At 69.6% G+C, this 22,166-nt stretch carries 20 protein-coding genes; 10 read left to right on the top strand and 10 right to left on the bottom strand.

The genetic code is table 11. The features are described 5' to 3' along the window. From ABI385_RS18085 to ABI385_RS18070, 4 genes are all read left to right on the top strand, one after another. Positions 1 to 1,467: tetratricopeptide repeat protein (locus ABI385_RS18085; RefSeq protein ID WP_348105158.1), on the top strand; the 1,467-nt coding region annotated here is incomplete at its 5' end. Then, on the top strand, positions 1,464 to 2,855 hold the full coding sequence (locus ABI385_RS18080) for a protein phosphatase 2C domain-containing protein (RefSeq protein WP_348105157.1): 1,392 nt from the start codon (positions 1,464 to 1,466) through the stop codon (positions 2,853 to 2,855). The genes ABI385_RS18085 and ABI385_RS18080, both read left to right, overlap by 4 nt. Continuing rightward, the gene (locus tag ABI385_RS18075; RefSeq protein ID WP_348105156.1) at positions 2,855 to 4,135 is read left to right on the top strand and encodes a VWA domain-containing protein; all 1,281 of its coding nucleotides are present in this window, start codon (positions 2,855 to 2,857) and stop codon (positions 4,133 to 4,135) included. The genes ABI385_RS18080 and ABI385_RS18075 overlap by 1 nt, the downstream gene beginning before the upstream one ends. A 64-nt stretch (positions 4,136 to 4,199) precedes the next feature. After that, the gene (locus ABI385_RS18070) at positions 4,200 to 5,021 is read left to right on the top strand and encodes an FHA domain-containing protein (RefSeq protein ID WP_348105155.1); all 822 of its coding nucleotides are present in this window, start codon (positions 4,200 to 4,202) and stop codon (positions 5,019 to 5,021) included. 153 nt (positions 5,022 to 5,174) lie between these two features. Here the strand turns inward: ABI385_RS18070 and ABI385_RS18065 are convergent, their stop codons facing one another. Both ABI385_RS18065 and ABI385_RS18060 read right to left on the bottom strand, forming a co-directional pair. Beyond that, complete coding sequence (locus ABI385_RS18065) at positions 5,175 to 5,705, bottom strand: hypothetical protein (RefSeq protein ID WP_348105154.1); 531 nt, start codon at positions 5,703 to 5,705, stop codon at positions 5,175 to 5,177. Next, positions 5,702 to 6,022 carry an STAS domain-containing protein gene (locus tag ABI385_RS18060; RefSeq protein ID WP_348105153.1) on the bottom strand — a complete coding sequence of 107 codons (321 nt, stop codon included), beginning with the start codon at positions 6,020 to 6,022 and terminating at the stop codon, positions 5,702 to 5,704. The genes ABI385_RS18065 and ABI385_RS18060 overlap by 4 nt, the downstream gene beginning before the upstream one ends. 204 nt (positions 6,023 to 6,226) lie before the next feature. Between ABI385_RS18060 and ABI385_RS18055 the strand changes: the two genes are divergently transcribed. Genes ABI385_RS18055 through ABI385_RS18045 form a run of 3 tightly spaced genes read left to right on the top strand, consistent with a single transcriptional unit; the run spans position 6,227 to position 9,026 of the window. Next, positions 6,227 to 6,937 carry a response regulator transcription factor gene (locus ABI385_RS18055; RefSeq protein ID WP_348105152.1) on the top strand — a complete coding sequence of 237 codons (711 nt, stop codon included), beginning with the start codon at positions 6,227 to 6,229 and terminating at the stop codon, positions 6,935 to 6,937. After that, complete coding sequence (locus ABI385_RS18050) at positions 6,934 to 8,346, top strand: HAMP domain-containing sensor histidine kinase (protein WP_348105151.1); 1,413 nt, start codon at positions 6,934 to 6,936, stop codon at positions 8,344 to 8,346. The genes ABI385_RS18055 and ABI385_RS18050 overlap by 4 nt, the downstream gene beginning before the upstream one ends. Then, positions 8,343 to 9,026 carry a GerMN domain-containing protein gene (locus ABI385_RS18045; RefSeq protein WP_348105150.1) on the top strand — a complete coding sequence of 228 codons (684 nt, stop codon included), beginning with the start codon at positions 8,343 to 8,345 and terminating at the stop codon, positions 9,024 to 9,026. The genes ABI385_RS18050 and ABI385_RS18045 overlap by 4 nt, the downstream gene beginning before the upstream one ends. 6 nt (positions 9,027 to 9,032) lie before the next feature. Here the strand turns inward: ABI385_RS18045 and ABI385_RS18040 are convergent, their stop codons facing one another. Next, positions 9,033 to 11,501: a lysylphosphatidylglycerol synthase transmembrane domain-containing protein gene (locus ABI385_RS18040; RefSeq protein WP_348105149.1), complete on the bottom strand. Its 2,469-nt coding sequence runs from the start codon at positions 11,499 to 11,501 to the stop codon at positions 9,033 to 9,035. 127 nt (positions 11,502 to 11,628) lie between these two features. Here ABI385_RS18040 and ABI385_RS18035 point away from each other — a divergent pair, with 127 nt between their 5' ends. Further along, positions 11,629 to 12,420, top strand: a complete 792-nt coding sequence (locus tag ABI385_RS18035) for a DUF1206 domain-containing protein (protein ID WP_348105148.1) — start codon at positions 11,629 to 11,631, stop codon at positions 12,418 to 12,420. An 85-nt stretch (positions 12,421 to 12,505) separates the two neighbouring features. On the opposite strand, the gene ABI385_RS18030 is transcribed toward ABI385_RS18035, so the two are convergent. Genes ABI385_RS18030 through ABI385_RS18020 form a run of 3 tightly spaced genes read right to left on the bottom strand, consistent with a single transcriptional unit; the run spans position 12,506 to position 14,951 of the window. Next, positions 12,506 to 13,237, bottom strand: coding sequence for a phosphatase PAP2 family protein (locus ABI385_RS18030; protein WP_348105147.1), 732 nt, complete (start codon positions 13,235 to 13,237; stop codon positions 12,506 to 12,508). A gap of 6 nt (positions 13,238 to 13,243) precedes the next feature. Then, on the bottom strand, positions 13,244 to 14,011 hold the full coding sequence (locus ABI385_RS18025) for a phosphatase PAP2 family protein (protein ID WP_348105146.1): 768 nt from the start codon (positions 14,009 to 14,011) through the stop codon (positions 13,244 to 13,246). Then, positions 13,974 to 14,951 (bottom strand): diacylglycerol kinase family protein, encoded by a 978-nt coding sequence (locus ABI385_RS18020; protein WP_348105145.1) that lies wholly within the window; start codon positions 14,949 to 14,951, stop codon positions 13,974 to 13,976. The genes ABI385_RS18025 and ABI385_RS18020 overlap by 38 nt, the downstream gene beginning before the upstream one ends. A gap of 186 nt (positions 14,952 to 15,137) precedes the next feature. On the opposite strand from ABI385_RS18020, the gene ABI385_RS18015 reads away from it, so the two are divergent. Together ABI385_RS18015 and ABI385_RS18010 are read left to right on the top strand one after the other, a co-directional pair. Then, the gene (locus ABI385_RS18015) at positions 15,138 to 16,310 is read left to right on the top strand and encodes an acyl-CoA dehydrogenase family protein (RefSeq protein WP_348105144.1); all 1,173 of its coding nucleotides are present in this window, start codon (positions 15,138 to 15,140) and stop codon (positions 16,308 to 16,310) included. 66 nt (positions 16,311 to 16,376) lie between these two features. Continuing rightward, the gene (locus tag ABI385_RS18010; RefSeq protein ID WP_348105143.1) at positions 16,377 to 17,108 is read left to right on the top strand and encodes a DUF6882 domain-containing protein; all 732 of its coding nucleotides are present in this window, start codon (positions 16,377 to 16,379) and stop codon (positions 17,106 to 17,108) included. 13 nt (positions 17,109 to 17,121) lie between these two features. Here ABI385_RS18010 and ABI385_RS18005 read toward each other — a convergent pair whose 3' ends face one another. From ABI385_RS18005 to ABI385_RS17990, 4 genes are all read right to left on the bottom strand, one after another. Continuing rightward, a complete protein-coding gene (locus tag ABI385_RS18005; RefSeq protein WP_348105142.1) occupies positions 17,122 to 18,201 on the bottom strand; it encodes a serine hydrolase domain-containing protein in 1,080 nt (359 codons plus the stop codon). 158 nt (positions 18,202 to 18,359) lie between these two features. After that, positions 18,360 to 19,925, bottom strand: a complete 1,566-nt coding sequence (locus ABI385_RS18000) for a molybdopterin-dependent oxidoreductase (RefSeq protein WP_348105141.1) — start codon at positions 19,923 to 19,925, stop codon at positions 18,360 to 18,362. A gap of 252 nt (positions 19,926 to 20,177) precedes the next feature. Then, complete coding sequence (locus ABI385_RS17995) at positions 20,178 to 20,375, bottom strand: hypothetical protein (protein ID WP_348105140.1); 198 nt, start codon at positions 20,373 to 20,375, stop codon at positions 20,178 to 20,180. 461 nt (positions 20,376 to 20,836) lie between these two features. Then, positions 20,837 to 21,898: an alcohol dehydrogenase catalytic domain-containing protein gene (locus tag ABI385_RS17990; protein ID WP_348105159.1), complete on the bottom strand. Its 1,062-nt coding sequence runs from the start codon at positions 21,896 to 21,898 to the stop codon at positions 20,837 to 20,839. Between the last annotated feature and the right edge of the window lie 268 nt (positions 21,899 to 22,166).

The following is a 22,166-nucleotide window of genomic DNA, read 5'->3' as shown; positions in this document are numbered from 1 at the left end:
CTGCTCAAGCAGCGGATGCGCAAGTCCGGGCGTTACGACCCCATCCCAGCCGACCAGGCGCTGGCCTATGTCATCGAGGTCCTGCCGGCATTCCAGTACCTCCATGACCTCGGGCTCGTCTACTGCGACTTCAAGCCGGACAACCTCATCCAGGTCGGCGACATGCTCAAGCTGATCGACCTCGGCGGGGTCCGCCGGATCGACGACGAGGACTCGGCGATCTTCGGGACGGTCGGCTACCAAGCCCCGGAGGTGGCGTTCCAGGGGACGACGGTCGCCTCCGACATCTACACGATCGGGCGCACGCTGGTCGTGCTGATGATGGAGTTCCGCGGCTACCAGTCGACCTACATCGACTCGCTACCACCCGCCCCGTCGACCCCGCTCTTCCAGAGGTACGACTCGCTCTACCGGTTGCTGCTCAAGGCCTGCGCGTTGTCGCCAGACGACCGGTTCGCTTCCGCCGACGAGATGCGCGTGCAGATGCTCGGGGTGCTGCGCGAGGTAGTCGCGCAGGACCGCGGGACCGGACGCGCCGTCGGCGCCGCCAGCTCGCTGCTGTTCGAGGAGCCGGCCATCGAGACCGACTCGCTCGACTGGCAGACGCTGCCCGGCCTGCGGCCGGACCCCTCCGACCCTCAGTCGAGCTGGCTGCACGGACTGTCCCGCGGAACGCCGGAGGAGCGGCTGGAGTCCCTCAGCCGGGCTCCCGCTCTCACCCCGGAGGTGCAGCTCGAGAGCTGCCGCGCAGCGCTCGCCGCGGGGCGGCCCGACGTCGTCGAGGCGGCGACCACGACGATGCTGCGTGCTGACCCGTGGGAGTGGCGCGCGGTCTGGATGCAGGGCCTGGTCGCCCTCCAGCAGGGCGACCCACGAGCGGCGCAGAGCGCCTTCAACGCGGTCTACGGCCAAGTCCCGGGTGAGCTGGCTCCGAAGCTGGCCCTGGCGTGCGCCTGCGAGGGCAGCGGCGAGCTGGACGTCGCCGAGAACCTGTATGCCGCCTGCGCGCGGACCGACGCGAACTTCACCCCGGCGGCGGCCTTCGGCATGGCCCGGATCCGAGGCGGACGGCACGACGATGACGGGGCCGTCCAGGCTCTCGACCTGGTGCCGCCCACCTCGCGGGCCTTCGCCCTCGCCCGCCAGGCCAGGGCCGACCTGCTCACCCGCTCGGGCGCCGGGGTGCCGGCCCTGTCGCAGGCATGGGCCAGCGTCGACACCGTCCTGATGGATCCGCGCGAGCGGGCCAGGCTCGACGTGCGGATCTTCCGGATGGGTCTGGACGAGGTCGTCCACCGCGGCGAGCAACCGGCTCTGCACATCGGAGCGCACCCGGCGACGGTGCGCGGCATGCGGGAGGCGCTGGAGACCTCGTTGCGCCAGCTCGCCCGGTTGACGCCCGAACGGGGTGACCGGGTCGCGCTCGTTGACCAGGCCAACGAGGCGCGACCCTGGACGCTGCGATGAGCCTCACCCCAGACTCGGTGACGCCAGACACCGGCTCGCCGGTCTCCGGACGGTGTCCGCGCTGCGGAGCCGAGGTGATCCCGGGCGCGAGCTTCTGCGAGGAGTGCTCCTTCGAGTTCGGTGGGTCGCCGACTGCCAGGCCCGAATCGAGCCGGGCAACCGGGGCCGAAGCAGGCATACCGGCGGCATCTCGGGCACCGTCGCCCGGCCCGAGGGACGAGCTGACCGTCGACCGCGAGGAGGCGGCGACACCGATCACCGCCGAACCCGGTGACGAGTCACCGCTCGACGTCGGCTGGACCGGACCGACGGTTCTCGGCCTCGGGCGAGGCACGGCGCCGGTGGAGCAGGGCGGGCCCGCCGAGCAGCCCGAGGGAGCGGCGTGCCACCAGTGCGGTGACGGGCACTACGAAGACGGGTACTGCGACAACTGCGGCGCCAAGCAGCCGGACCCGCGCGACCACTTCGGCGAGGCACCCCAACCGTGGGTTGCCGGGGTGTGCGACATCGGCCGGCGGCACCGGCGCAACGAAGACGCGATGGCCCTGTTCGCCGACACAGCGCCGCTGTCCTTCGCCGGCCTCGTGGTCTGCGACGGCGTCTCCAACACGACTGACTCCCACGTCGCGAGCCTCGCGGCAAGCAGGGCCGCACGCGAGGTGCTGCGCGCCCCCCTGTCCCGGGGCGTGGGCACCCGCGCGGCGACCATCGCCGCCGCCGAACAACGGCTTGCCGACGCGGTCGAGGCCGCCGACCTGGCCGTCGGCGAGGTCACGGCGGACCTCGACGAGACCGGCGTGGCGAACCCACCGTCGTGCACGTTCGTCGCCGCCCTGGTCTGCCGGGTCGACGAGCAGGCCGTCGCCGTCGTCGGGAACGTCGGCGACAGCCGCGCCTACTGGCTTCCGGACTCCGCCGCCAGTCCGGCCCGACAGCTGTCGCGCGACGACTCGTTCGCCGCGGAGCAGATGAGCGTCGGTGTCCCGCGCGAGGAGGCCGAGACCGGAGTGGGCGCGCATGCGATCACCCGGTGGCTCGGAACCGACTCACCCGACGACCTCACCCCCCACACCCTCGACCTCGACCTCGGCGAGGACGGCTGGCTGCTGGTCTGCAGCGACGGTCTCTGGAACTACTGTTCGGAGGCCGACGCCCTTCGCGTCCTCGTCCGTGAGACGGTGGACCGGCTCGGCCCCGTCGGACTCCACCCGCCCACGCTCGCGCAGGCGCTGACCGACTTCGCCAACACGGCGGGTGGGATCGACAACATCACCGTGGCGCTCGCCCGCGTAGGAGCCGTCAGCGAGGCCGGCGAGCCGACCGAGCCGTTAGAGCCCTTAGAGCCGCCCGAGCCAGACCCGCATACCGACGGAAGGGAAACCCCCTGATGGCGCAGTTCACCGCCGAGGTGTTCCAGAACGAGTTCCTCCCGGACGGGGGCACCGACGTCCATGCGATCGTCCGGGTCACCTGCCGCCAGGCCGGGCAGGCCGGGCAGTCCGGGTCCACCGACGCGGCCGAGATCATCATCGTCGACACCTCGGGGTCGATGGGTGAACACGGCATCAACCAAGGCCGGCTGGCGGCCACCGCCGCCCTGAACGAGGTCACCGACGGCACCTGGTTCGCGGTCATCGCGGGCAACCATGTCGGCACGGTCGTCTTTCCCTATCCCGGCGGTCCCACGCGGATGGTCCGGATGGACCCCTCCACTCGGCAGTCCGCGATCGGGTCGATGCAGATGTTCCGTGCTGACGGTGGCACGGCCATGGGTACCTGGCTCACCGAGGCTGCCGAGGTCTTCCGCACCGTGCCCCAAGCCACCCAGCGGCACGCCATCCTGCTCACCGACGGCGCCAACGAGCACGAGACGTCCGACCAGCTCACGCGGGCGATCAACAACGCGATGGGTGTTTTCCAGTGCGACTGCCGCGGTCTCGGTGACCGGTGGCAGGTCGACGAGGTACGCCGGATCGCCTCCGCCCTGCTCGGCACCGTCGACCTCATCCCCGCACCGCAGGCGATGGCCGCGGAGTTCCAGAGCCTGGTCCGCAAGTCGATGGCCCGGGGCGTCGCCAACGTCGACGTTCGGGTGTGGACGCCGCAGGGTGCGCAGACCCTGTTCGTCAAGCAGGTCGCGCCGAACCTCGAGGACCTGACGTCGCGGCGCACCCAGGTCAACCCGCTGACCTCCGGCTACCCGACCGGCGCGTGGGCGGACGAGAGCCGTGACTACCACGTCGCCGTACGCCTGTCCGCCAAGTCGGTCGGTCAGGAGCAGCTGGCAGCCCGGGTGCAGGTGGTGCTCGCAGATCAGGTCCAGACGCAGGCGTTGGTCAAGGCGACGTGGAGCAACGACGAGGCGCTGACCACCCGGATCGATGACCAGGTCGCGCGCTACACCGGCAAGGCCGAGCTGGCGCAGGCAATCCAGGACGGGCTTGCCGCCAAGGCGGCCGGCCGCGACGATGACGCCACGGCCAAGCTCGGACGGGCCGTCCAGCTCGCCACGGCCGCGGGCGACCAGGAGATGACGTCCCGGTTGCGCAAGGTCGTCGAGATCGACGACGCGGCAGAAGGTACGGTCAGGCTCAAGAAGGGCGTCGAACGCCTCGACGAGATGGCGTTGGACACCGCCTCGACGAAGACGACCCGAGTCCGCAAGTGAGCCGGTGCCCCACGATCCGCCCCGGGTCCTGCCGCCTCGTGACCCACCCGAAGGGGGTGACCAGATGAGCGCGATCTGCCCCAACGGCCACACCTCCGAGGCCGACGACTTCTGCGACACCTGCGGCGCGAAGATCGACCTGGACCACCAGCCCGAGCCCCCGCCCGAGCCCGCTTCGGGCTCGGGCGCCGGGGAGCCGGTCGAGGCCGAGGTGGCTCCGGCCCAGCAGATCTGCCCCAACTGCCAGACCCCCAACACCCCGGACGCCCTGTTCTGCGAGGCGTGCGGGTACGACTTCACCACCGGGGCGCTCCCCCGCGGCGCCATGCCGCCGGCGCAGGCGCCATCAGAGGGCTCCGCGGACCCAGATGCGGACCCGGATGCGGACCCGGATGCGGACCCGTCGGGCAAGGGCCCCGACGGATCCACAACGGGTGGGCGTGCCGCCTCGATCGCACCTGAAATCACCCTCGAATGGGTCGCCGAAGTCTGGGTGGACCCGGACTGGTACGCCGTCCAAGAGGCTCAGGAGCCGATGCCGTCGCCAGGGCTGCCGGCCGTGGTTCCGTTGACCAACCGCAGCCTGTTGATCGGCCGGGTATCGCCCAGCCGCAACATCCACCCCGATATCGACTGCGCCCAGGACACCGGGGTCAGCAGGCGACACGCCCAGCTGACCACCGACGGGCAACGCTGGTTCGTCGAGGATCTCGGCAGCTCGAACGGGACCTTCGTAGCCCCTGCTTCAGGACCCCTGCCCGAGAACCCGATCCCCGTCGGTCCGCGCACCGAGCTCGACGACGACGACCGGGTCTACGTCGGCGCCTGGACCCGGATCGTCGTACGCGCGGCCACCGACGAGGAGCGCGAGGCCGCCGACGGCTGAGCGCGGTGAGCTGCGGAGGTCGACTCTGCTAGGCGCCGTAAACGGCGCGGACGGCCCCTCGGCCGGCGCGGTCGACGCGTCCCCCGGGCATACAGGTGGGCGGTCACGCGGGTCGTCGCGCCATTGCGGCGACCCGCTGCTCAGACCCGCTGCTCAACCGAGGCGGGTGATGACCGCCCCGCCAGCATGGGGGACGTCGGCGAAGACGGTCGCGAGGATCGAGTCGGCGTCGACCGCAAGGAGGCGGTGCGGCGCCGAGTGGAGCAGGTGCACCATCCGCTCTGCCGCTGCCTCGTATGCCGCGCTCGACAGCACCAGGAGCCGGTCGCCGGACTCCATGCGTACGAGACCGGCCTGGCCCGGAGTCTCGGGGATCATGGTCGTGTGGTCCCGGCAGACGAGCAGCGCCGGAGGCGCCCAGGAGGTGCGCACCTGCACGCCGCCGTCGGCATGGCACCAGACGACGCACGACGACGACCTCGCGCTCGTCGGCAGGTCCATGGCAATCGGGGTGCCGGCGTCGGGTCGGTCTGCCACGACGACGCAGAGCCTCTCTCCGCCCGGGACGACCCTCGCGCCGCGCTGGCTGCCGACGTGCAGCGCGACGTCGAACCCGGCCCCGACGATGTGCCGGAACTTCGGCCGAGGCTCGTGCCGCAGACGGGTGCTGGTGATCGTGGTCATGACGCTCGGCTTTCGATCTCGAAGACGGTGGTCAGGCCGGTCCTGGTGAGGACCTCGAGGGTGCGGTCAGGAGTGTTGGCGAGGACGACGTGGACGCCTCGGGCGTTGCAGACGCGTTTTACCCAGAGCAACGTCGCCACACACGTCGACGACAGTCGCTCGACGGCGGACAGGTCGACGGACAGCGTCCGCGTTCCACCGGGCACCAGCTGCGCGAGGCGGTCCCGCAGCTCGCCGGACCCCTCGGCGAGCATGCCGTCGCCGATCTGCAGGTGCACGGTGACGCCGTCGTCGCGACGGTTCTGCGTTGCCGTCACCGACTCACCTCGGACTCTCTGATCGGGTCGTCCATCTCGGTTGCGGCTGTCGATGTCATGCCCAGGCCGTTCCCCCACTGTGCCCCGCGCACGTTGCCGATCGTCCGGTGGTTTGATTGCAGTTTCGTGACGGGTAGCGGACTCTCGTGCACGCACCAGCCGAACCCGTCCGGACGTCACACACAGCGCTGGCAAGATGTGGGTGTGTCACTCACACTCCTGGTCCTCGAGGACGACGACGGCATTCGCACCGCCCTGTCCCTCGCCATGGAGGACGAGGGCTATGACGTCATGGAGGCGGCGAGCGCAGAGGCCGCTCTCGAGCTCGTCTCGCGGACGCCACCTGACCTCATGCTCGTCGACATCATGCTCGGCGGCATGGACGGGTTCAGCTTCATCCGCGAGGTGCGCCCCACCAGCCAGGCGCCGATCATCGTGTTGAGCGCCCGCACCGACACCCACGACATCGTCGCGGCCCTCGAAGCCGGCGCCGACGACTACGTCACCAAACCGTTCCAGGTCAAGGAGATCGGCGCGCGGCTGCGGGCCATGCGCCGCCGCGCGAGTGGTGTCGGCCCCCCCGGTTCCTCCTCTGACCAGGACGCCCTCGTCCTCGACTCCGAGCGCGGACCCCTCGTCCTCGACGTCGGGGCGGGCGTCGTGCGCAGCGGCACCGAGGAGGTGCATCTGACCGTGACCGAGTTCCGCCTCCTGTGCGAGCTCGCCTCGCCACCCGGACGTGTCCTCAGCCGCCGGGCGCTGCTCGAACGGGTCTGGGAGCGCGGCTACTTCGGCGACGAACGCATCGTCGACGTCCACGTCCGGCGTCTGCGCACCAAGATCGAGTCGAACGCCAACTCACCGCAGCTGGTTGTCACCGTCCGCGGTCAGGGATACCGGCTGGATACACGATGAGGGGGCCGTGGTCGCGCCTCGGACTGCGGGGCACGGTCACCGCCTCGTTCGCGCTGGGAGCGCTCATCGTGTCGGCCCTGCTCGCCGTGGGCACCTACCTCACCGCGCGGCATTACCTCATGGACCAGCGCCAGACCACCGCACTGCGGCAGTCGTATGCCGACGCCTCCTACGTCCTGGACGGTCTGCGGGCACGGGACGCGCGCATCCCTGACGTGCTCAGCTCCGTCAACGCCCCGTCCGACTCCGAGCTCGTGATCAGCAAGGGCGGCCGGCTCTACTCGTCGGCGCTGGCGCAGACCCCGCAGACTATTTCCGACGCCGTGCAGCAACAGGTCGCCGCCGGATCGGTCACCCTCGCCTGGGCGGAGTCGAACGACAAGCCGGGGATCGTCGTCGGGGTCCCGCTGACCACGGTCGATGCACAGTTCTACGAGATCGTGTCTACCTCCGAGCTGCGTTCGACGCTGGCGACCCTGGCCATCGTGCTCGGCGCCTTCGCGGTGTTCGCGACCCTTGCCGGGGCAGCGCTGGGACGTGTGGCCTCGGGGCGGTTGATGGCGCCACTCGACGACGTGGCGACCGCAGCCGCCCGGATCGGCGCGGGGGGCCTCCAGACCCGTCTTCCCCCAACCGACGACCCCGACCTGGCGACGATCGTGGGTTCCTTCAACAGCATGGTCGAGGCCCTGGAGGAGCGGATCCAGCGCGACGCGCGGTTCGCGGCGGACCTCGGCCACGAGCTTCGCTCACCGCTGACGACGCTCGTAGCATCCGTGCAGGTCATCCAGGGGCGCCGCGACGAGCTGCCGCCCCGGTCCCAGCGCGCCGTCGACTTGGTCACCGTCGAGCTCGACCGGTTCCAACGCACGCTCGAGGACCTGCTGGAGCTCGGCAGGCTCGACGCGGGAGTCCGCGGGCAGGTCCTCGCTGAGGTCGACGCCGCCGAGCTGGTCCGGATCGCGCTCGAGGACAGCCGTCGTGAACCAGCCCTGCTCACCGTCGCCCCCGATGCCCAGCGTCAGGGCGCCCGGGACCTCACCGTCGACAAGCAGCAGCTGGCGCGGGCCCTGGTCAACCTGTTCGAGAACGCGGACCGGCACGGTCAGGGGGTACGCGCCGTGACCCTGCACCGAGTCCGGGGGCAGGTGCGCATCGACGTGGACGACCATGGCGACGGGGTACCGGAGGCGGACCGTCAGCGGATCTTCGAACGGTTCGTTCGCGGTGGCTCCCGAGGCTCACTGCCCGGCAGTGGACTGGGTCTGAGCATCGTCGCCGAGACCGCCCAGAACATGGGGGGGCGCGTCTGGTGCGAGGACGCACCAGGCGGCGGCGCCCGGTTCAGCCTCGAGCTGCCGGCGCGCAGCTCCGCCGGCCGCCGGCGCGCCCGAGTTGGCGTCGCATGACCGGGAACCGCCGTCGCGGCCTCGGCCTGGTGGCTGGTCTGCTCGCCGGCGCTGCCCTGCTCACGGCCTGCGGCATACCGACCGACGGTCAGCCCTCGACGGTCCCGACCGGAGACGTGCCCTATGGGTTGCTCGACGGCACGCCGACGTCCAGCCCCACCCCGTCGACGACGCCTGGCGTACCCGTCGCCACCTCCACCATCTATCTGGTCGACTCCCAGCAGCTGCTCGTCGCCGTGCCGGTCCAGCAGACCCAGTCGAGCCTCAACCCCCTGCTCCAGACCCTGCTCAACCGGCTCGCTCTCGGACCAGGCGACCGGGAGAGATCCCGCAAGCTGGCCACCGACCTGAGCCCGGGATCGGCGATCGTGCTGCGCAGCATGTCATCGGGCACCGCCACCATCGAGATCCAGTCGACCTCCCAGGACCCAAGCGCGGCCAAGCTGCCCATCGCGATCGGCCAGGTGGTGCTGACCGCGACGAGCGTGGTCGGGGTCGACCGAGTGCTCTTCGTCCAGAACGGGGCCCCGGCCCGCGTCCCAGGGCCGACCGGGCCACAGACGTCCGACGCGCTCGCGGCGTCGGACTACACGTCACTGCTGGCCCCGGGCCAGGCGCCGGTCGACCGCACGGTCCCCCTCTACACGGCGAGCCCGGCCACCACCACCCAGTTGCCCTGACCGACGTCAGAGCACCCCGGTCTTCTGCAGGCGCTGCAACGAGAACCACCCGAACGGGATCGGGATCCAGTAGGTCGCGATCCGGTAGAGCAGGACCGACGACACCGCCGTGCCACTGTCGACCCCGATCGCGACCAGCCCCGCCGACATCGCCGCCTCGATGCCGCCGAGGCCGCCGGGGGTAGGCACGGCCGAGCCGATGATGGCGCCGGTGAAGTAGACGACGGCGATTGCCGCGATCGGTTTCTCCACCCCGAACGCATGGGTGGCGCAGACCAGGGCACCCACGAACGACATGTCGAGGGCCAGCGCCCCGCCGAGCAGCTGCCCCAGCTTTGCCGGGGTCTGGAAGACCGCGAGCACCTGCGGCACCGCCGCCTTGATCTGCGGGACGACGCGGGCCGTGAGGAACGTCCGGACCTTCGGTACGGCGAGCAGTCCGAGAATGATGAGGACGACGACCGGGATGGCCGCGACCAGGATGGGCGGCGGGGTGAACGAGGCCCGCGCCCCCGTGCCAGCCAGGACACCAGAGACGAGCAGCAGGATGACATACGAGCAGAACTGCGCCACCTGGGCCAAGCCCACGCTGGCTCCCGCCACGGCGGGCGTCAGCCCGGACGTCTGCAGGTAGCGCGTGTTGAGGGCGATGTTGCCCACCGCCGCCGGGGCGACGAGTCCCGTGAACGCAACGGCCAGCTGAGTCATGTAGGTGTGCACGAACTTCAGATGGATGTGGACGGCGCCGTTGAGGACAACGGACGCGCCGGCGAAGGTCACCACCGAGAACGCCAGAGCCGCCACGGCCCAGCCCCACTGAGCGGTCGAGATGACCTGGGCGAAGTCGACCTTGGCCAGCTGGGGGAGGATGACATAAGCAGCGATGCCCAGCAGCACCACCGTCGCGACGCCGCGAATCGTCACCCGGCGCAGCTCGACCGGCTCGATCCGCTCCTTCGCCGGTCGCAGGGCGACGATCTCCTCGCGGATCTTCCCGAGCAGTCCCTTGTGCTCCTTGAGGGCGTCGCGGGTGGTGGCGGTCATGGCGATGGTCTGCAGCACGGGAACCGCGCGAACCACGGCGTCCTCTCCGAGGGCGCCGACCGCGCTGGCTACCGCGCGCTCGGGACCGACGGCGAGTGAGACGGTCGTGAGCAGCTGGGCGAGGTCGATCCGCAAGGTGACGTCGTCGGCGGCGAGGTCTCCCCCACCGACGCGGCGTAGGCCGGCCCGGCCGTCACGGTCGATCATGACGATGTTAGGCGCGAGGGCCCGGTGAGCGACCTTGCGCCGCTGCAGACTTGCGACCATGGACCAGATCTCGGCGATCTGGTCCGCGTCGAGGGAGTCGCCGAGGTCGGCGACGGTGGTTCCCTCGGGCTCGACGTAGGCGATCACGGCGGCGAACGGCCCGACCTCACAGACGGCGACCGGTCGGGGTGCTGGGATGCGAGCCTGCGCGAGAACGAGCCCCATCAGCGTGCGGTGCTCCAGCTCCGAGCGCAAGGTCAACGACGGGGTGCGAGTGAACCCGTTACGCAGCCGCAGCAGCCGCAGCAGCCTGCGGCCCGAGGCCAGCCCGAAGGTGTCCCGGTCGATGACGTGGACGTCGACGGGCAGCGTGTCGGTCGTCCCGGCATACCGGCGGTCCCCGGCGTCGTTGGCGTCGACGAACTCGAGCCTGGTCAGGGGTATGCCGGTCGCCACCAGCGCCCGAGCCACGTCTGTCCCCGGTGGCCGGGTGGACGTCGCACCGAAGCCCAGCCGGAACGCGAGCCCGAGGAGCCAGCCGACCAGCAGCGACGAGACGATCGCGGCGAGCGTGAGGGAGCCGGACAGCAACGTGGTCACCACGGAGGCGACGATCACGGTGATGGCCAGCGGTGAGATCCACTTGCGGCCGACGATGTCGGCAACGGTCAGCAGGGCCAGCGTCGAGACGACGACGATGTCCAGGGGGAAGGTGCGCCCGTCGGTCGTGGGCCGGGTGAGGGTGTTCTCCAGGAAACCGACGTTTCCGCCCAGTTCAAGAGCGGTCACGACAATGACGACCACCCCGCCGACCAGGGCGGCGCCGAGCGCCTGGACCAGCTGGAGCGGACGACGGCGGACGATGAGGTCGGCCCCAACGGCGAACGGCAGGACGACCACGCCGATGCCGGCCAGCCAGCTGAGCAGCGTGACGATCAGCCGCGGAAGCCCACTCGTGGCCTGGACGATGTCCTGCTCGACCGCGCCCCGGGTGTCGACCGCGAGGCCCGCCAGGAACAGGCCACCCACGAGTAGGACGACCACCACCAGGAGGCGGAAGGCATCAGCTGGTCGGCGGACCCGGTCCTTGATCGGCGGCTCGACGACCTCGACCTGGGCGGCCGCGTCGTCGTGAGCTCCGGCGGCCGGCTCGTCGCTCGCCGGTGCCTGGTGGGGCTGCGCAGACGTCACCTCGGGAGGGGCCGTCTCGCGATCCGTCGACACGACGCCCATCCTGCCGCACGAGGCTGGGGGAAACTCCGGCCGGAACCGGAACCTCGTGTCGTGGCGCGGCGGACATCACCCGTATGGGTGTTCCCGAGAGTGGGTCTGTGCACCAGAATGGCCCGCCATGGATACCTCTGACGTTCGAAGCGCAGCTCGCCAGGCGGGCGACAACCCGGTCCTGGAGAACGCTGCGCGGCTGGGTTACGCCGTCAGTGGCGTCCTGCACCTCCTCATCGCGTGGATCGCGGTCCAGCTCGCCTGGTTCGGTGGGAGCGGCTCCGCCGCGGACCAGTCCGGCGCCCTCCAGCAGCTCGCGTCCACCGGCGTGGGACGCGCCACGCTGTGGCTCGCGGTGGTCGGTTTCGTCGGCCTCGGTCTCTGGCAGCTCACCGAGGTCGTGGTGGGCTCCGACGAGGCCTCCGACCGGGTCAAGGCCGGAGCCAAGTGCCTCGTCTACCTGTTCCTCGCGTTCTCCTGCCTCTCCTGGGCTCGCACCAGCCACGGGTCGTCGAGCTCGCAGCAGACGTCCGACGTCACCGCGACCTTGATGTCCGAGCCCGCCGGACGGCTCCTCGTCGGGGCGGTCGGGGCGGGTATCCTGGCCGTCGGCGGTTACCACGTGGTCAAGGGCTGGACGAAGAAGTTCCTCGAGGACCTCCAGCAGCGCCCCGGGACCTGGGCCACCCGCGCCGGACGCTTCGGGTACATCGCCAAGGGCGTGGCCCTCGGGCTCGTCGGAGTGCTGTTCGTCCTGGCCGGGGTCCACGGAGCGGCCGACCAGTCGACGGGGCTGGACGGCGCGTTGCACACTCTTCTCCAGGCGCCTTATGGGCAGGGCCTGCTCACCGTCGTGGCGCTCGGCTTCGCCTCCTACGCCGTCTACTCTTTCGCCCGCGCCCGCTACGCGAAGGTCTGAAAGGAGCACTCGTGCCTGACATCCAGCCTGATATCGACCCGTCGGTCCCGGCCTCCGGGACCGGGTGCGTGGAGTGCCTGGTCGGTCAGACCGCCTTGCGGCGCAGGTAAAGCCAGGCGAGGGTCGCGCAGGTCAGCCCGTTGAGAAACCCGACGACGACGTCTGACACGTGGTGCATCCCCCGGTACAGCCGCGCATAGGCCACGAGGAACGGGATCACCAGGCACACCACCGTGACGACCCACCGCAGCACCGGGTTCCGGATCCGTTGCGCCACCGCGGCGAGCGTGAAGTACAGCGCAGTCGACGCGCCGACGTGGCCGCTCGGATACGACGAGGTCGGCGGCGCCGGGTCGAGGTGCTCGACGTCCGGACGGTCCCGCCCCGTGACGGCGGTCGCCAGCACGAAGACGCTCGCCTGCGCAGCAATCGCGATCACGGGGACGACCGCCACCCACCACTGCCGCGTCAGCCACCAGATCAGGGCGACCATCACGACGCACACCCCGATGACGATCTCGGTGTTGCCAATGTGAGACCAGACCGCAGTGACGCTATCCCAGAACGGGGTCCGGCCGGACTGCAAGGCCCGGTTGACCGCATTCTCGCCCGCGAGCCCACCGAGCGGCCCCTCGATGAGCTTGCCGATGCCGACGATCACGACCCACAACGCGACCGCCGGGAGCAGGACGCGAACCGCGATGTCACGCAGCACTTCTCGGACACTGGGCCGGGACTCGTCGTCGGTATACCTGTGCAGGACGCGGGACCAGGCGGTCGGACGGCTGGGGTGCGCGGGTGCAATGAGGGCCGGCATGAGTTGTCAGGTCTCCTTGTGCTGGACGGCCACAGAGGTCGCCTCGGCTGCGGTGTCGAGCTGCTCAGGGGTATCGGGCAGATCGGTGGGTTCCGAGGGACGCCAGCCCCGATATCCGGCGTAGGACGCGAGCGCCAGGCCGCTGCCCAGCAGCATCCCGGCCACGACGTCGGAGGGAAAGTGCACCCCGAGGAAGACCCGGTCCAGGGCAGTGAGCACGACGACAGCAGCGGCGAGGTCGCATACGAGCGCCTTCTGCCACCGTGTGCGCAGCAGCGGCCAGACCATCAGCGACACCACGGTCGCGGCCGCAGCGGTGTCCGCCGCATGCCCGGAGGGAAAGCTGTAGCCCGGCGCGTGCGACACCGCTTGCTCGACGACCGGCCGGGTCCGCTGCACGATGTACTTGAGGTCCAGCGCGATGTTCCAGGCCACCATCATTGTGACGAAACCCCAGATCGCGCGGCTCGTCAGCCGGTACCGCCACCAGATCCACACGGCGACACCAGTTCCGACGAGGTAGACCCACCTCGGTTGCAACGCCTCCTGCCAGACCAGCAGGGCGGTGAGCAGTCCCGGGTGGGCCCGGGTGACGTCGGTCGCGGCCAGGATGGCGTCGTTGTCGAGGTTGATGACCGCGTCCACCCGCTCGCGGGCGAGCAGGGCGAGCGCCGTGACCGGAACCGCGGCGCCGACGGCATACCCGACAGCCGGCAGCAGCCGCCGCCAGCGCCGGTCAGGGGACACGGACAACCAGCGCTCGCGGGAGGACACGGGTGGACATCACCTGCTGCAGGCCCATGGCGTCACCGTCGATCTGGGCCTCGACGGGCTCTCGGGTGACGACGTCGATCCGCGGTGAGGTCATCCGCACGATGGACCGGTGGCCGCGGGTATGCCTGCTGCCCAGGTCGGCGGCGATGGCCGCCCATCCGAAGAACCCGTCGGGTGCGAGGATGACGCCGTCGAGCCTGCCGTCGTCCAGCTCCGCGTCGGGCATCAGCCGCAGGTTGCCCTGCAACGACCCGCAGTTGCCGACGATGACGCTACGGGCGTGCTGCTCCCGCGGACCGTGATCCTCGCCGGTGCTCACCGAGACGCGAAACCCCTTGTCCCACATACGTATTGCACCCGCCAAGACGTATGCCGGCCAGCCCAGGACGCCCTTCACCTTTTCGTTGGTGCCTGCCATGACCTCCGCATCCACGCCGATCCCGGCCATCACCAGGAAGACCTCCTCATCGTCGCGGCGAGGGTCGTCAGCGGTCTCCGGCGCATCCCCCTTGAGCGCGTCCTCGGAGTTCGAGTCGGGTACGAACTGCACCAGACCCACGTCGATCCTTCGGTTCGACCCGGTCAAGACCACAGCCAGTGCCGACTCGACATCGTCGACCGGGAGCCCGAGGTTGCGGGCGAGGAGGTTGCCCGTGCCGCCCGGGAGCAGCCCCAGCGGGGTGTCGGTGCCGACCAGTGCAGTGGCGACGGCACGGACAGTGCCGTCACCGCCCAGAGGGCAGACCACGTCGACGCCCGCCTCGAGGGCCTGCTGGCCCTGGCTGACCCCTGGGTCGTCCTTGGTCGTCTCGATCATCAGCGGCTCGGACCACCCGTGGTCGGCGCAGACCTTGCCGATCTGCTCCTCGACGAGTGCCAGGTCGGTGAACTTCGTGGGGTTGACGACGACGGCGATGCGGCGGCTGGAAGAGTCGGACACGCGCAGGACCCTACCGACTGGCTCGCGTGAGCCGCATCCGCCTTAGGGGTGGAAAGGCGCTGCTGCACTATCGCCATCGTCTAGGGCCACCACGGCGACGGATGACCTCGTGCCGGGCCCGATGGGTGATGATGTCGGTCAGCGGGAGCCGATGAGTCCCGCTGACCCGCGACGAAGGAGTCACCCATGGTCGACCTCGCACTCAGCGACGAGGAGAAGGAGATCCGCGCGTGGGTGCGGACCTTCGTCACCAAGGAGATCATCCCGCTCGAACCGGAGGCCCTCGCGCGCGAACGTCGCGGTGAGCGGGGCGTCCCGCCGGAGGAGATGAAGCGCCTGCAGGACCTCGCGCGCTCGTCCGGGTTCTTCGGAATCCAGACACCGGTGGACCACGGTGGGATGGGCTTGGGAGCGGTGCTGACCGCGCTGATCGAGATCGAGCTGGGTCGCAGCTTCATCCAGTTCAAGTTCGGCGGCGATGCCGACAACATCCTCTACGACGCCAACGAGGCCCAGCAGGAGGCATACCTGCTGCCGACCATCGAAGGGACCCGCAAGTCCTGTTTCGCGATCACCGAACCCGGGGCCGGTTCCGACGCCCGGGCGATCCGCACCTCGGCCCGACGCGAGGGTGACGAGTGGGTGATCAACGGGGAGAAGACGTTCATCACCGGGGGCACCGAGGCCGACTTCGTCATGGTGTTCGCGGTCACCGACAAGGCTAAGGGGGCGGACGGCGGCGTCACCTGCTTCCTCGTCGACCGGGACCGCGGCTGGACGTCGGCGCAGATCGACACTATGGGTGAGTGGGGTCCGGCATCATTGGTGTTCAAGGACGTTCGCGTTCCACACGACCACATCCTCGGTGAGGAGGGTCTGGGTTTCGCCCTGGCGATGCGGTGGATCGGTCGCGGTCGTTACCTGCTCCCGGCGCGCGCGCTCGGCGCCTGCGAGCGGCTTGTCGAGATGGCGATGGAGCAGGCACGCAACCGGGTGACGTTCGGCGAGCCGATCGCTGAGCGGCAGGCGATCCAGTGGATGATCGCCGACTCTGCGGTGGAGATCGAGGCGTTGCGCTGGCTGGTCCTGGCCGCTGCATGGCAGGTCGACCACGGCATCGACTCCCGGCAGTCCCAGTCGATGGCCAAGCTCTACGGCGGAGTCAAGGCCAACGAGATCGTCGACCGGGTCCTGCAGATCCACGGCGGTATGGGCTACACCCGGGAGCTACCGGTCGAGCGGTGGTACCGCGAGCTGCGGCTGCTGCGCATCTACGAGGGCACCGACGAGATCCAGCGCCGTACCATCGCCCGCAACCTGCTCAAGGGACACTCATCCGTGCGGGGTCACCTCGGCTGAGCTCTGGCCTTCGGCGAGTCGTGGTTGGATTGTCTGGTTGTGCCGTCGAACCAGGGGTGGGGACCGATGCATTTTCCAGAGCTGGCGACGCTTGTCTCGCAGGGCGCCTTCTACAGCATCGTCCGGCAGGAGCTGCTGTCTGACCTGCTGGACCAGCGGTTGGGTACCTACCGCTGGCAGGTCGACACGGACGGACCCACGCTGAGCTTCCTCTCCGAGGAACGGCCCGACACCCGGCTCGACCTGCCCGCCGAGATGATCGCCTCCGTCGCCCCGGGACCGAGGTCGATGCTGTGGGGCTGGACCCACCCCCAGTCCGCAGGTGCGGCCAGCGAGCTCGTAAGGGCTTATGGCGATGAGCACGGCATCGAGGTGCTGACCCAGCCGGAGGTCCCACTCCGCACGGAGGTAACCGATGAGGCGCTCGGCGACGAAGTGGCCCAGGTGGTCCACGAGGTCGGGCAGGCCGTGGTGGGGATCCTCGGACGGGCGCCCTACTACTCCGCCCCGGCCGGGGGCGGCACCCGCGTGCTGTTCCTCGTCGACGGCCCCGAGCTGCCTCGACCTCGGATCGACGAAGCGCTCTCCCGCCACCTGATGTCGGCGGCGGGCTCGGGTGCCACGGCCGACCACCGGACCTCGTTCCACTGGCTTGCGGTGCATTCCGGCTGGGAGCTCACCTGGGACGAGCAGTGGACCAGCGCCGAGATCCGCGACCCCGAGAACGGCAACACCGCGACCGCGGCGTTCACTCCCGAGGGGCTTCTCAGCGGCGTGCAGCTGCACCTCGGCGCCTGACGGCCGGCACGGGTCATCCGCCTGGTTCGGTGAAACCCGTCGCCGCGAGATAGTCGAGCCATACGGGGGTGATGTCCGGCGGCACGCGCTGACCGGGTTGCATCACGTGAAGCCGGTTCGAGAGCAGGACGGCCACGCTGGCTCGCGCCCGGTCGACGAGGAAGCGAGCGCCAGTGAAACCTGGGTGCCCGTATGCCGGTCCGCCGGCGGCGGGCAGCCACCAGAACCCCATCGCCTGACCGTCGTCCCCGGGCACGAGGAACTGGTCCAGGGTCGCGGCCGACCAGAGTGACGACCCGTCGATCAGCGCGGTCCCGAACCGTGTCACGTCGTCGAGGGTCGCGAACAGCCCAGCGTGGCCGCTGACACCGTCCATCGCGTGAAAGGCGTTCCCGTCACTCACTTCACCGCGGATCCAGCCGTTGCGGAACGTGGCCGTCGTGGTCGTGTCGAGGGTCACCGGGTAGGGCTCCCCGTCCCGGATCATCGCCTGCTCGATATCGTCGCCGTGCCCGTAGGCGACCGCTGACGACGGCTCCACAGGCCCGAAACCGGTGTACTGCATCCCCAGCGGCCCGGTGACGAGTGAGGCCACAGCCGCGTCCAGGCGCTGTCCGGTCGCGACTTCGACGACCGCCCCCAGGAGGACGAACCCGAGGTCGGAGTAGTGCCGAGCCTCGTCGACGCCGTAGTGCAACGGCAGCCGGGCAGCCAGCTCGGTGGCCTCGTCCCGAGAGTCCGACGCCAGGTAGAGGGGTTGCCACTCGACCAGCCCGGCCCGGTGGGTGAGCAGCTGTCGCAACGTGATCCGGGGATCAGGCGAGGCCCGGTAGCGCGCGAGGGGGTCGTCCAGCGTGATCTCCCCCTGCTCGACGAGCGTCATAAGGGAACCGGTTGTCGCGATCCCCTTGGTGCACGACGCGACGTCGAAGAGCGCCGTGTCGCGCAGCTGCTCGGGGTGCACCCCGTCGTCGAACGCGCTCCCCCACACTGCGCGGTGCGCCACCACTGCAGCACGGACGACCTGGGCCGCCACGCCGGCATACCGGCTCTGTTCGACCCCACGGCGCAGGATGACATCCGGGTCACTCATCCGGCCACCGTAGGACCACCCTGCCTGGGGGCGACGACCTCGGCCGTCCACGCATACCACTCAGCTCAGTGGTTGGCCCTTGGGGCTGGCACAACGAGTTCCAACAGCTGCCGCAGCAGCACTCGGTCGGCGCGAACTCGGCTGTGGCCGACGCCTGGTCAGATGCGGGCATCCATGTCCTGATAGCCGCTGTCTTCGCGGGTGCCCCCCATGCCGTCTCCGACCTGCGTGTAGTCCTTGATCCACGAGACGGACCGCACCCACTTGACCATCTTGTAACCGTGCATCGACTCGGTTCGCAACCTCAGGGGTGCGCCGTACATCTCCGGCAACGGCACGTCGTTCATCCCCCAGGCCAGGATGGTCTCGTCCTCCATCGCCATGTCCTTCGTCAGCACCGTGTAGTAGGGCTCGACGGGACGGCCGTCGTGCATACTCTGGGCCGTGCCGAAGGACTCCACCATGACGTAGTTGGCATCGTCCATCGGCTCCACCCGGGCCAGCACGTCCCGCAGCCGGATGCCGGACCACTTCGCGATCCCCGTCCACCCCTGCATGCAGGTGTGCATGGTGATCTGGTCCTGCGCGGAGATCGCCTTGAGATCGTCGAGGGAGAAGGACCGTGGCTCGCCGACGCGTCCGCCGACCTCGAGGCGGTAGCTGCGGAAGTCGTCTGTTCCTAACTGCTGCCAGCGTGGTGACTGGCGCAGGTCAGGGGGACGGGTGTTGACCCAGTGGAACGGTGAGATGTCCTTCTCGGTGAAGGTCTGGTGTTCGCGTTGGCGGGAGGTCAGGCGGTTGAGAAAGGTGACCTTGACCGGCTTCTGCAGGCCATAGAGCACCCGCTGGGTCTTGCGCACGTCGACCAGCGACAGGTACGAGGCGGCGACCCAGATGGCGACGACGACCACGACTCCTATCGCCACCCGGGTGACGGCCTGGCCGACGAGGGCAGGGTCGTACTCACGACCCATCATCATGTGCACCAGGTTGTGCTCGGGGTGCACGATGAAGACCAGCGCGACGTGCATGACGGTGAAGACGACGAGGATGGCCATGCCGATGAAGTGAATCGAGCGAGCGGCCTGCCGGCCGCCGAAGATCTTTGCCCACCAGGGGAACCGGCCCACCACCGCTGGAGACATGACCGGGCCGGTCAGGATCATGAGCGGTGCGACGATGAACACGATGAAGGTGTACATCAGCATCTGCAACGCGTCGTAGGGCTGGAAGTGCTCGATCGACGGGACACCGAAGCCGGCGTAGATCTTCAGCGACGCCCACGCCTCGGGGACGACGTCCCACGACGTGGGCACGAGCCGTCGCCACTGGCCGGTGCCGAACAGGAGGATCACGTAGGCCAGCCCGTTGAGCACCCAGACCGTGGTGACAATGCCGTGCCAGGCGCGGCCCAAACCAATCTTGGCTCGTCCCGGCAGCGAGACGAGCGGATGAAGACTGCGCTGGTCATCGCGCGCAGTGAACGCGCCGACCTCCTGCGGCACCTTGTCCTTGGTGAACTTCAACCACTCCGTACCCGGTGCGCAGCCGTTCTTCCAGTACAGGCGGGGGTGTGATGCGAGGATCTCCCAGCCGGAGCGGACCAAGAGCCCGAGGAAGAGGAAGTTGAGCAGGTGAGTCACCTGCAACCACCACGGAAACCCGGGATCGACCACGCCCAGTGGGGGCGCGGCGGTGAAAGGTAGGTGGGTGCCTGCGCCCATGTGGTGAGTCTCCCTGTTGTCGAGGTGTCGATGCAGCCCGATCGGGTGAGCTCGAAAGTGCGGCGGGCATCCGGCCGGTCCGACCGGCTCAACCACCAGCGTGTCGAGAACACGGCAGACCGGTGAAGGGACCTTCGTCCCGGATCAGGAGGTCAACGGGCCCAAGGGGCTCGGTATGGGCCCCTACTCCCGCCCTCCGGCCCGCTTCCGTGGATCATTTCCATGCCGCGGAGAACGCCTCGGTGTCCGCTGTCAGTCCGCCGAGGCTGAGCAGCCGTCCTCCTCCTTGGCGATGTGCGTCCGTAGCTCGTCGGCCTCATCCCGGATCCGCTGCTGGTCGGCCGGGTCGCGGATGTCGAGGTTCGCGAGGAAGCCGGCCAGCGCCGGATGCTCGTCGACGTGATCGATCGCGCGCTCGTGCCCGGCGATGTAGTCGCGGATCAACGGCATGTCACGACATCCGCAGCAGTGACACACAGGACGTCGTCCCCGCCAGGCGATCGAGGATGCCATCGGTGGCGCTCACGCCTTGACGGCCTGCGGCACACGGGTTTCGAGGGCTCTCCATCACCCGATCTGGTGCGACTCGATGGTGACGCGAAGACGTGATCCCGGCCGCGGTCTCGAGGTGGGCTTCTACCCTTACGAGCCTCAGCATGAGCTGGCGGGCTGATCCTGACGTCGCCCTGTACGACCGCGTCGCAGCCCAGAACACCGACCCCGAGCCGCATACCCTCCGCCACTCACCCCAACCGTTGCTGACCGCCGACGAGCCATTTCGACCGAAGATGCGCCGGCGGCCCCCGGCCCCGACCCCGACTCAGCGCATGGTCCTGCGCTCAGCCCACCGCACACGGTGCGCTGAGCGCCGAACGGTCAGCTGAGCTCACACGACACGGCGCGCCGATGAGTCAGGGGATGAGCGACACCTTGACTGACTCGGTGCCGCTCGCGACGAGGTCGAGGCCGCGCTGAAACTCGGACAGAGGGAGCTGGTGACTGCAGATTTTGTCCATCGGCAGGCGACCGGACTCGATCATCCGGATCGCAGCCGGCCAGCAGTGCGGACCGAGATGGGCCCCCAGGACGTCCAGCTCCTTGTCGTCGCTGATGATCGACCAGTCGACGGAGACGTCGCTCCCGAAGACGCCGTACTCGACGTAGGTGCCGAGCTTGCGCAGCATCGTCAGGCCCTGCAGGACAGCGGAGGGGTGGCCCGTGCCCTCGAGGTAGACGTCGCACCCGTAACCGTCGGTGAGGCCGAGCACTCGCTCGACGGCGTCGCCGTCCCTGATGTCGATGAGGACGTCGGCCCCACACTCGCCGGCGAGAACCAGCTTCTCGGGAGCCATGTCGAGCGCGATCACGCTAGCCGGGTTCTTGGCCCGAGCCCCGGCCACCATCCCGAGCCCGATCGGCCCGCAGCCGGCGACCACGACCGTGTCGTCGAACGTGATCCCCGCGCGTTCGACTGCGTGCAGTGCGCACGAGAGCGGTTCTGCGTATGCCGCGTGGGCCGGAGGGATCGACGCAGAGACCTTGTGCACGAGCGCGCCGGTCGGGAATCGCATGAACTGCGACATCGCACCCGGTGTCGCACGCTTGAACCCGAAGATGTTGTGGACCGCGCACATCCAGTACTGCCCGCGTAGGCAGTAGCGGCACGTCCAGCACGGCACGATCTGCTCGGAGACGACCCGGTCGCCGACGTCGACACCCCAGTGCTCGCGGGCCTGCTGGTCCACCTCGACGACGGTGCCGACGAACTCGTGCCCGGGAACGACCTCGGTCTCGGCCCAGGCGGGACGGTCGGCATCCCCCCAGAACTTGGTCGCGCCGTGGTAGCACTTGAGGTCACTCGCGCAGATGCCGACGGCCTCCACTCGGACCAGGAGCTCGCCGGTGCCCCGGATCGGAACGGGGACGGTCTCGAGGCGGTAGTCCCCAGGGCCGTGGCAGACCACGGCTTGCATGGTGGCCGAACCACCACGGGGTACGCCTGCGCCGACCCCACCAGGGCTGGTCGTCGTCTCCGTCACGGGAACTCCTGTGGTCCGGGCACATCGTTGTGATACCAGTGGCGCGAACGTAACAGCCTCCCTGGAGTCTCCGCCAACCGGACTCGGTCCTTGCGGATGCGGTGAGCCCAGGACGAGCTCGTTCACCGTCTGCACCGCCTCGGCGGCGCCATCGGACTGCGCTCCCGCAACCTCCCGTGTCGCGCGAGACTGCCGACACCCG

The organism is Lapillicoccus sp., assembly GCF_039935575.1.
Taxonomy (GTDB): Bacteria; Actinomycetota; Actinomycetes; order Actinomycetales; family Dermatophilaceae; genus Lapillicoccus.
This window is presented reverse-complemented; position numbering and strand designations above follow the sequence as displayed.

Coding starts and splice junctions, on each gene's coding strand:
- ABI385_RS18065 (WP_348105154.1), bottom strand. CDS start 5,705: ATGACCACGATCACCAGCACCCGTCTGCGGCACGAGCCTCGGCCGAAG.
- ABI385_RS18075 (WP_348105156.1), top strand. CDS start 2,855: ATGGCGCAGTTCACCGCCGAGGTGTTCCAGAACGAGTTCCTCCCGGAC.
- ABI385_RS18015 (WP_348105144.1), top strand. CDS start 15,138: ATGGTCGACCTCGCACTCAGCGACGAGGAGAAGGAGATCCGCGCGTGG.
- ABI385_RS17995 (WP_348105140.1), bottom strand. CDS start 20,375: ATGCCGTTGATCCGCGACTACATCGCCGGGCACGAGCGCGCGATCGAT.
- ABI385_RS18000 (WP_348105141.1), bottom strand. CDS start 19,925: ATGGGCGCAGGCACCCACCTACCTTTCACCGCCGCGCCCCCACTGGGC.
- ABI385_RS18050 (WP_348105151.1), top strand. CDS start 6,934: ATGAGGGGGCCGTGGTCGCGCCTCGGACTGCGGGGCACGGTCACCGCC.
- ABI385_RS18035 (WP_348105148.1), top strand. CDS start 11,629: ATGGATACCTCTGACGTTCGAAGCGCAGCTCGCCAGGCGGGCGACAAC.
- ABI385_RS18005 (WP_348105142.1), bottom strand. CDS start 18,201: ATGAGTGACCCGGATGTCATCCTGCGCCGTGGGGTCGAACAGAGCCGG.
- ABI385_RS18080 (WP_348105157.1), top strand. CDS start 1,464: ATGAGCCTCACCCCAGACTCGGTGACGCCAGACACCGGCTCGCCGGTC.
- ABI385_RS18070 (WP_348105155.1), top strand. CDS start 4,200: ATGAGCGCGATCTGCCCCAACGGCCACACCTCCGAGGCCGACGACTTC.
- ABI385_RS17990 (WP_348105159.1), bottom strand. CDS start 21,898: ATGCAAGCCGTGGTCTGCCACGGCCCTGGGGACTACCGCCTCGAGACC.
- ABI385_RS18010 (WP_348105143.1), top strand. CDS start 16,377: ATGCATTTTCCAGAGCTGGCGACGCTTGTCTCGCAGGGCGCCTTCTAC.
- ABI385_RS18045 (WP_348105150.1), top strand. CDS start 8,343: ATGACCGGGAACCGCCGTCGCGGCCTCGGCCTGGTGGCTGGTCTGCTC.
- ABI385_RS18030 (WP_348105147.1), bottom strand. CDS start 13,237: ATGCCGGCCCTCATTGCACCCGCGCACCCCAGCCGTCCGACCGCCTGG.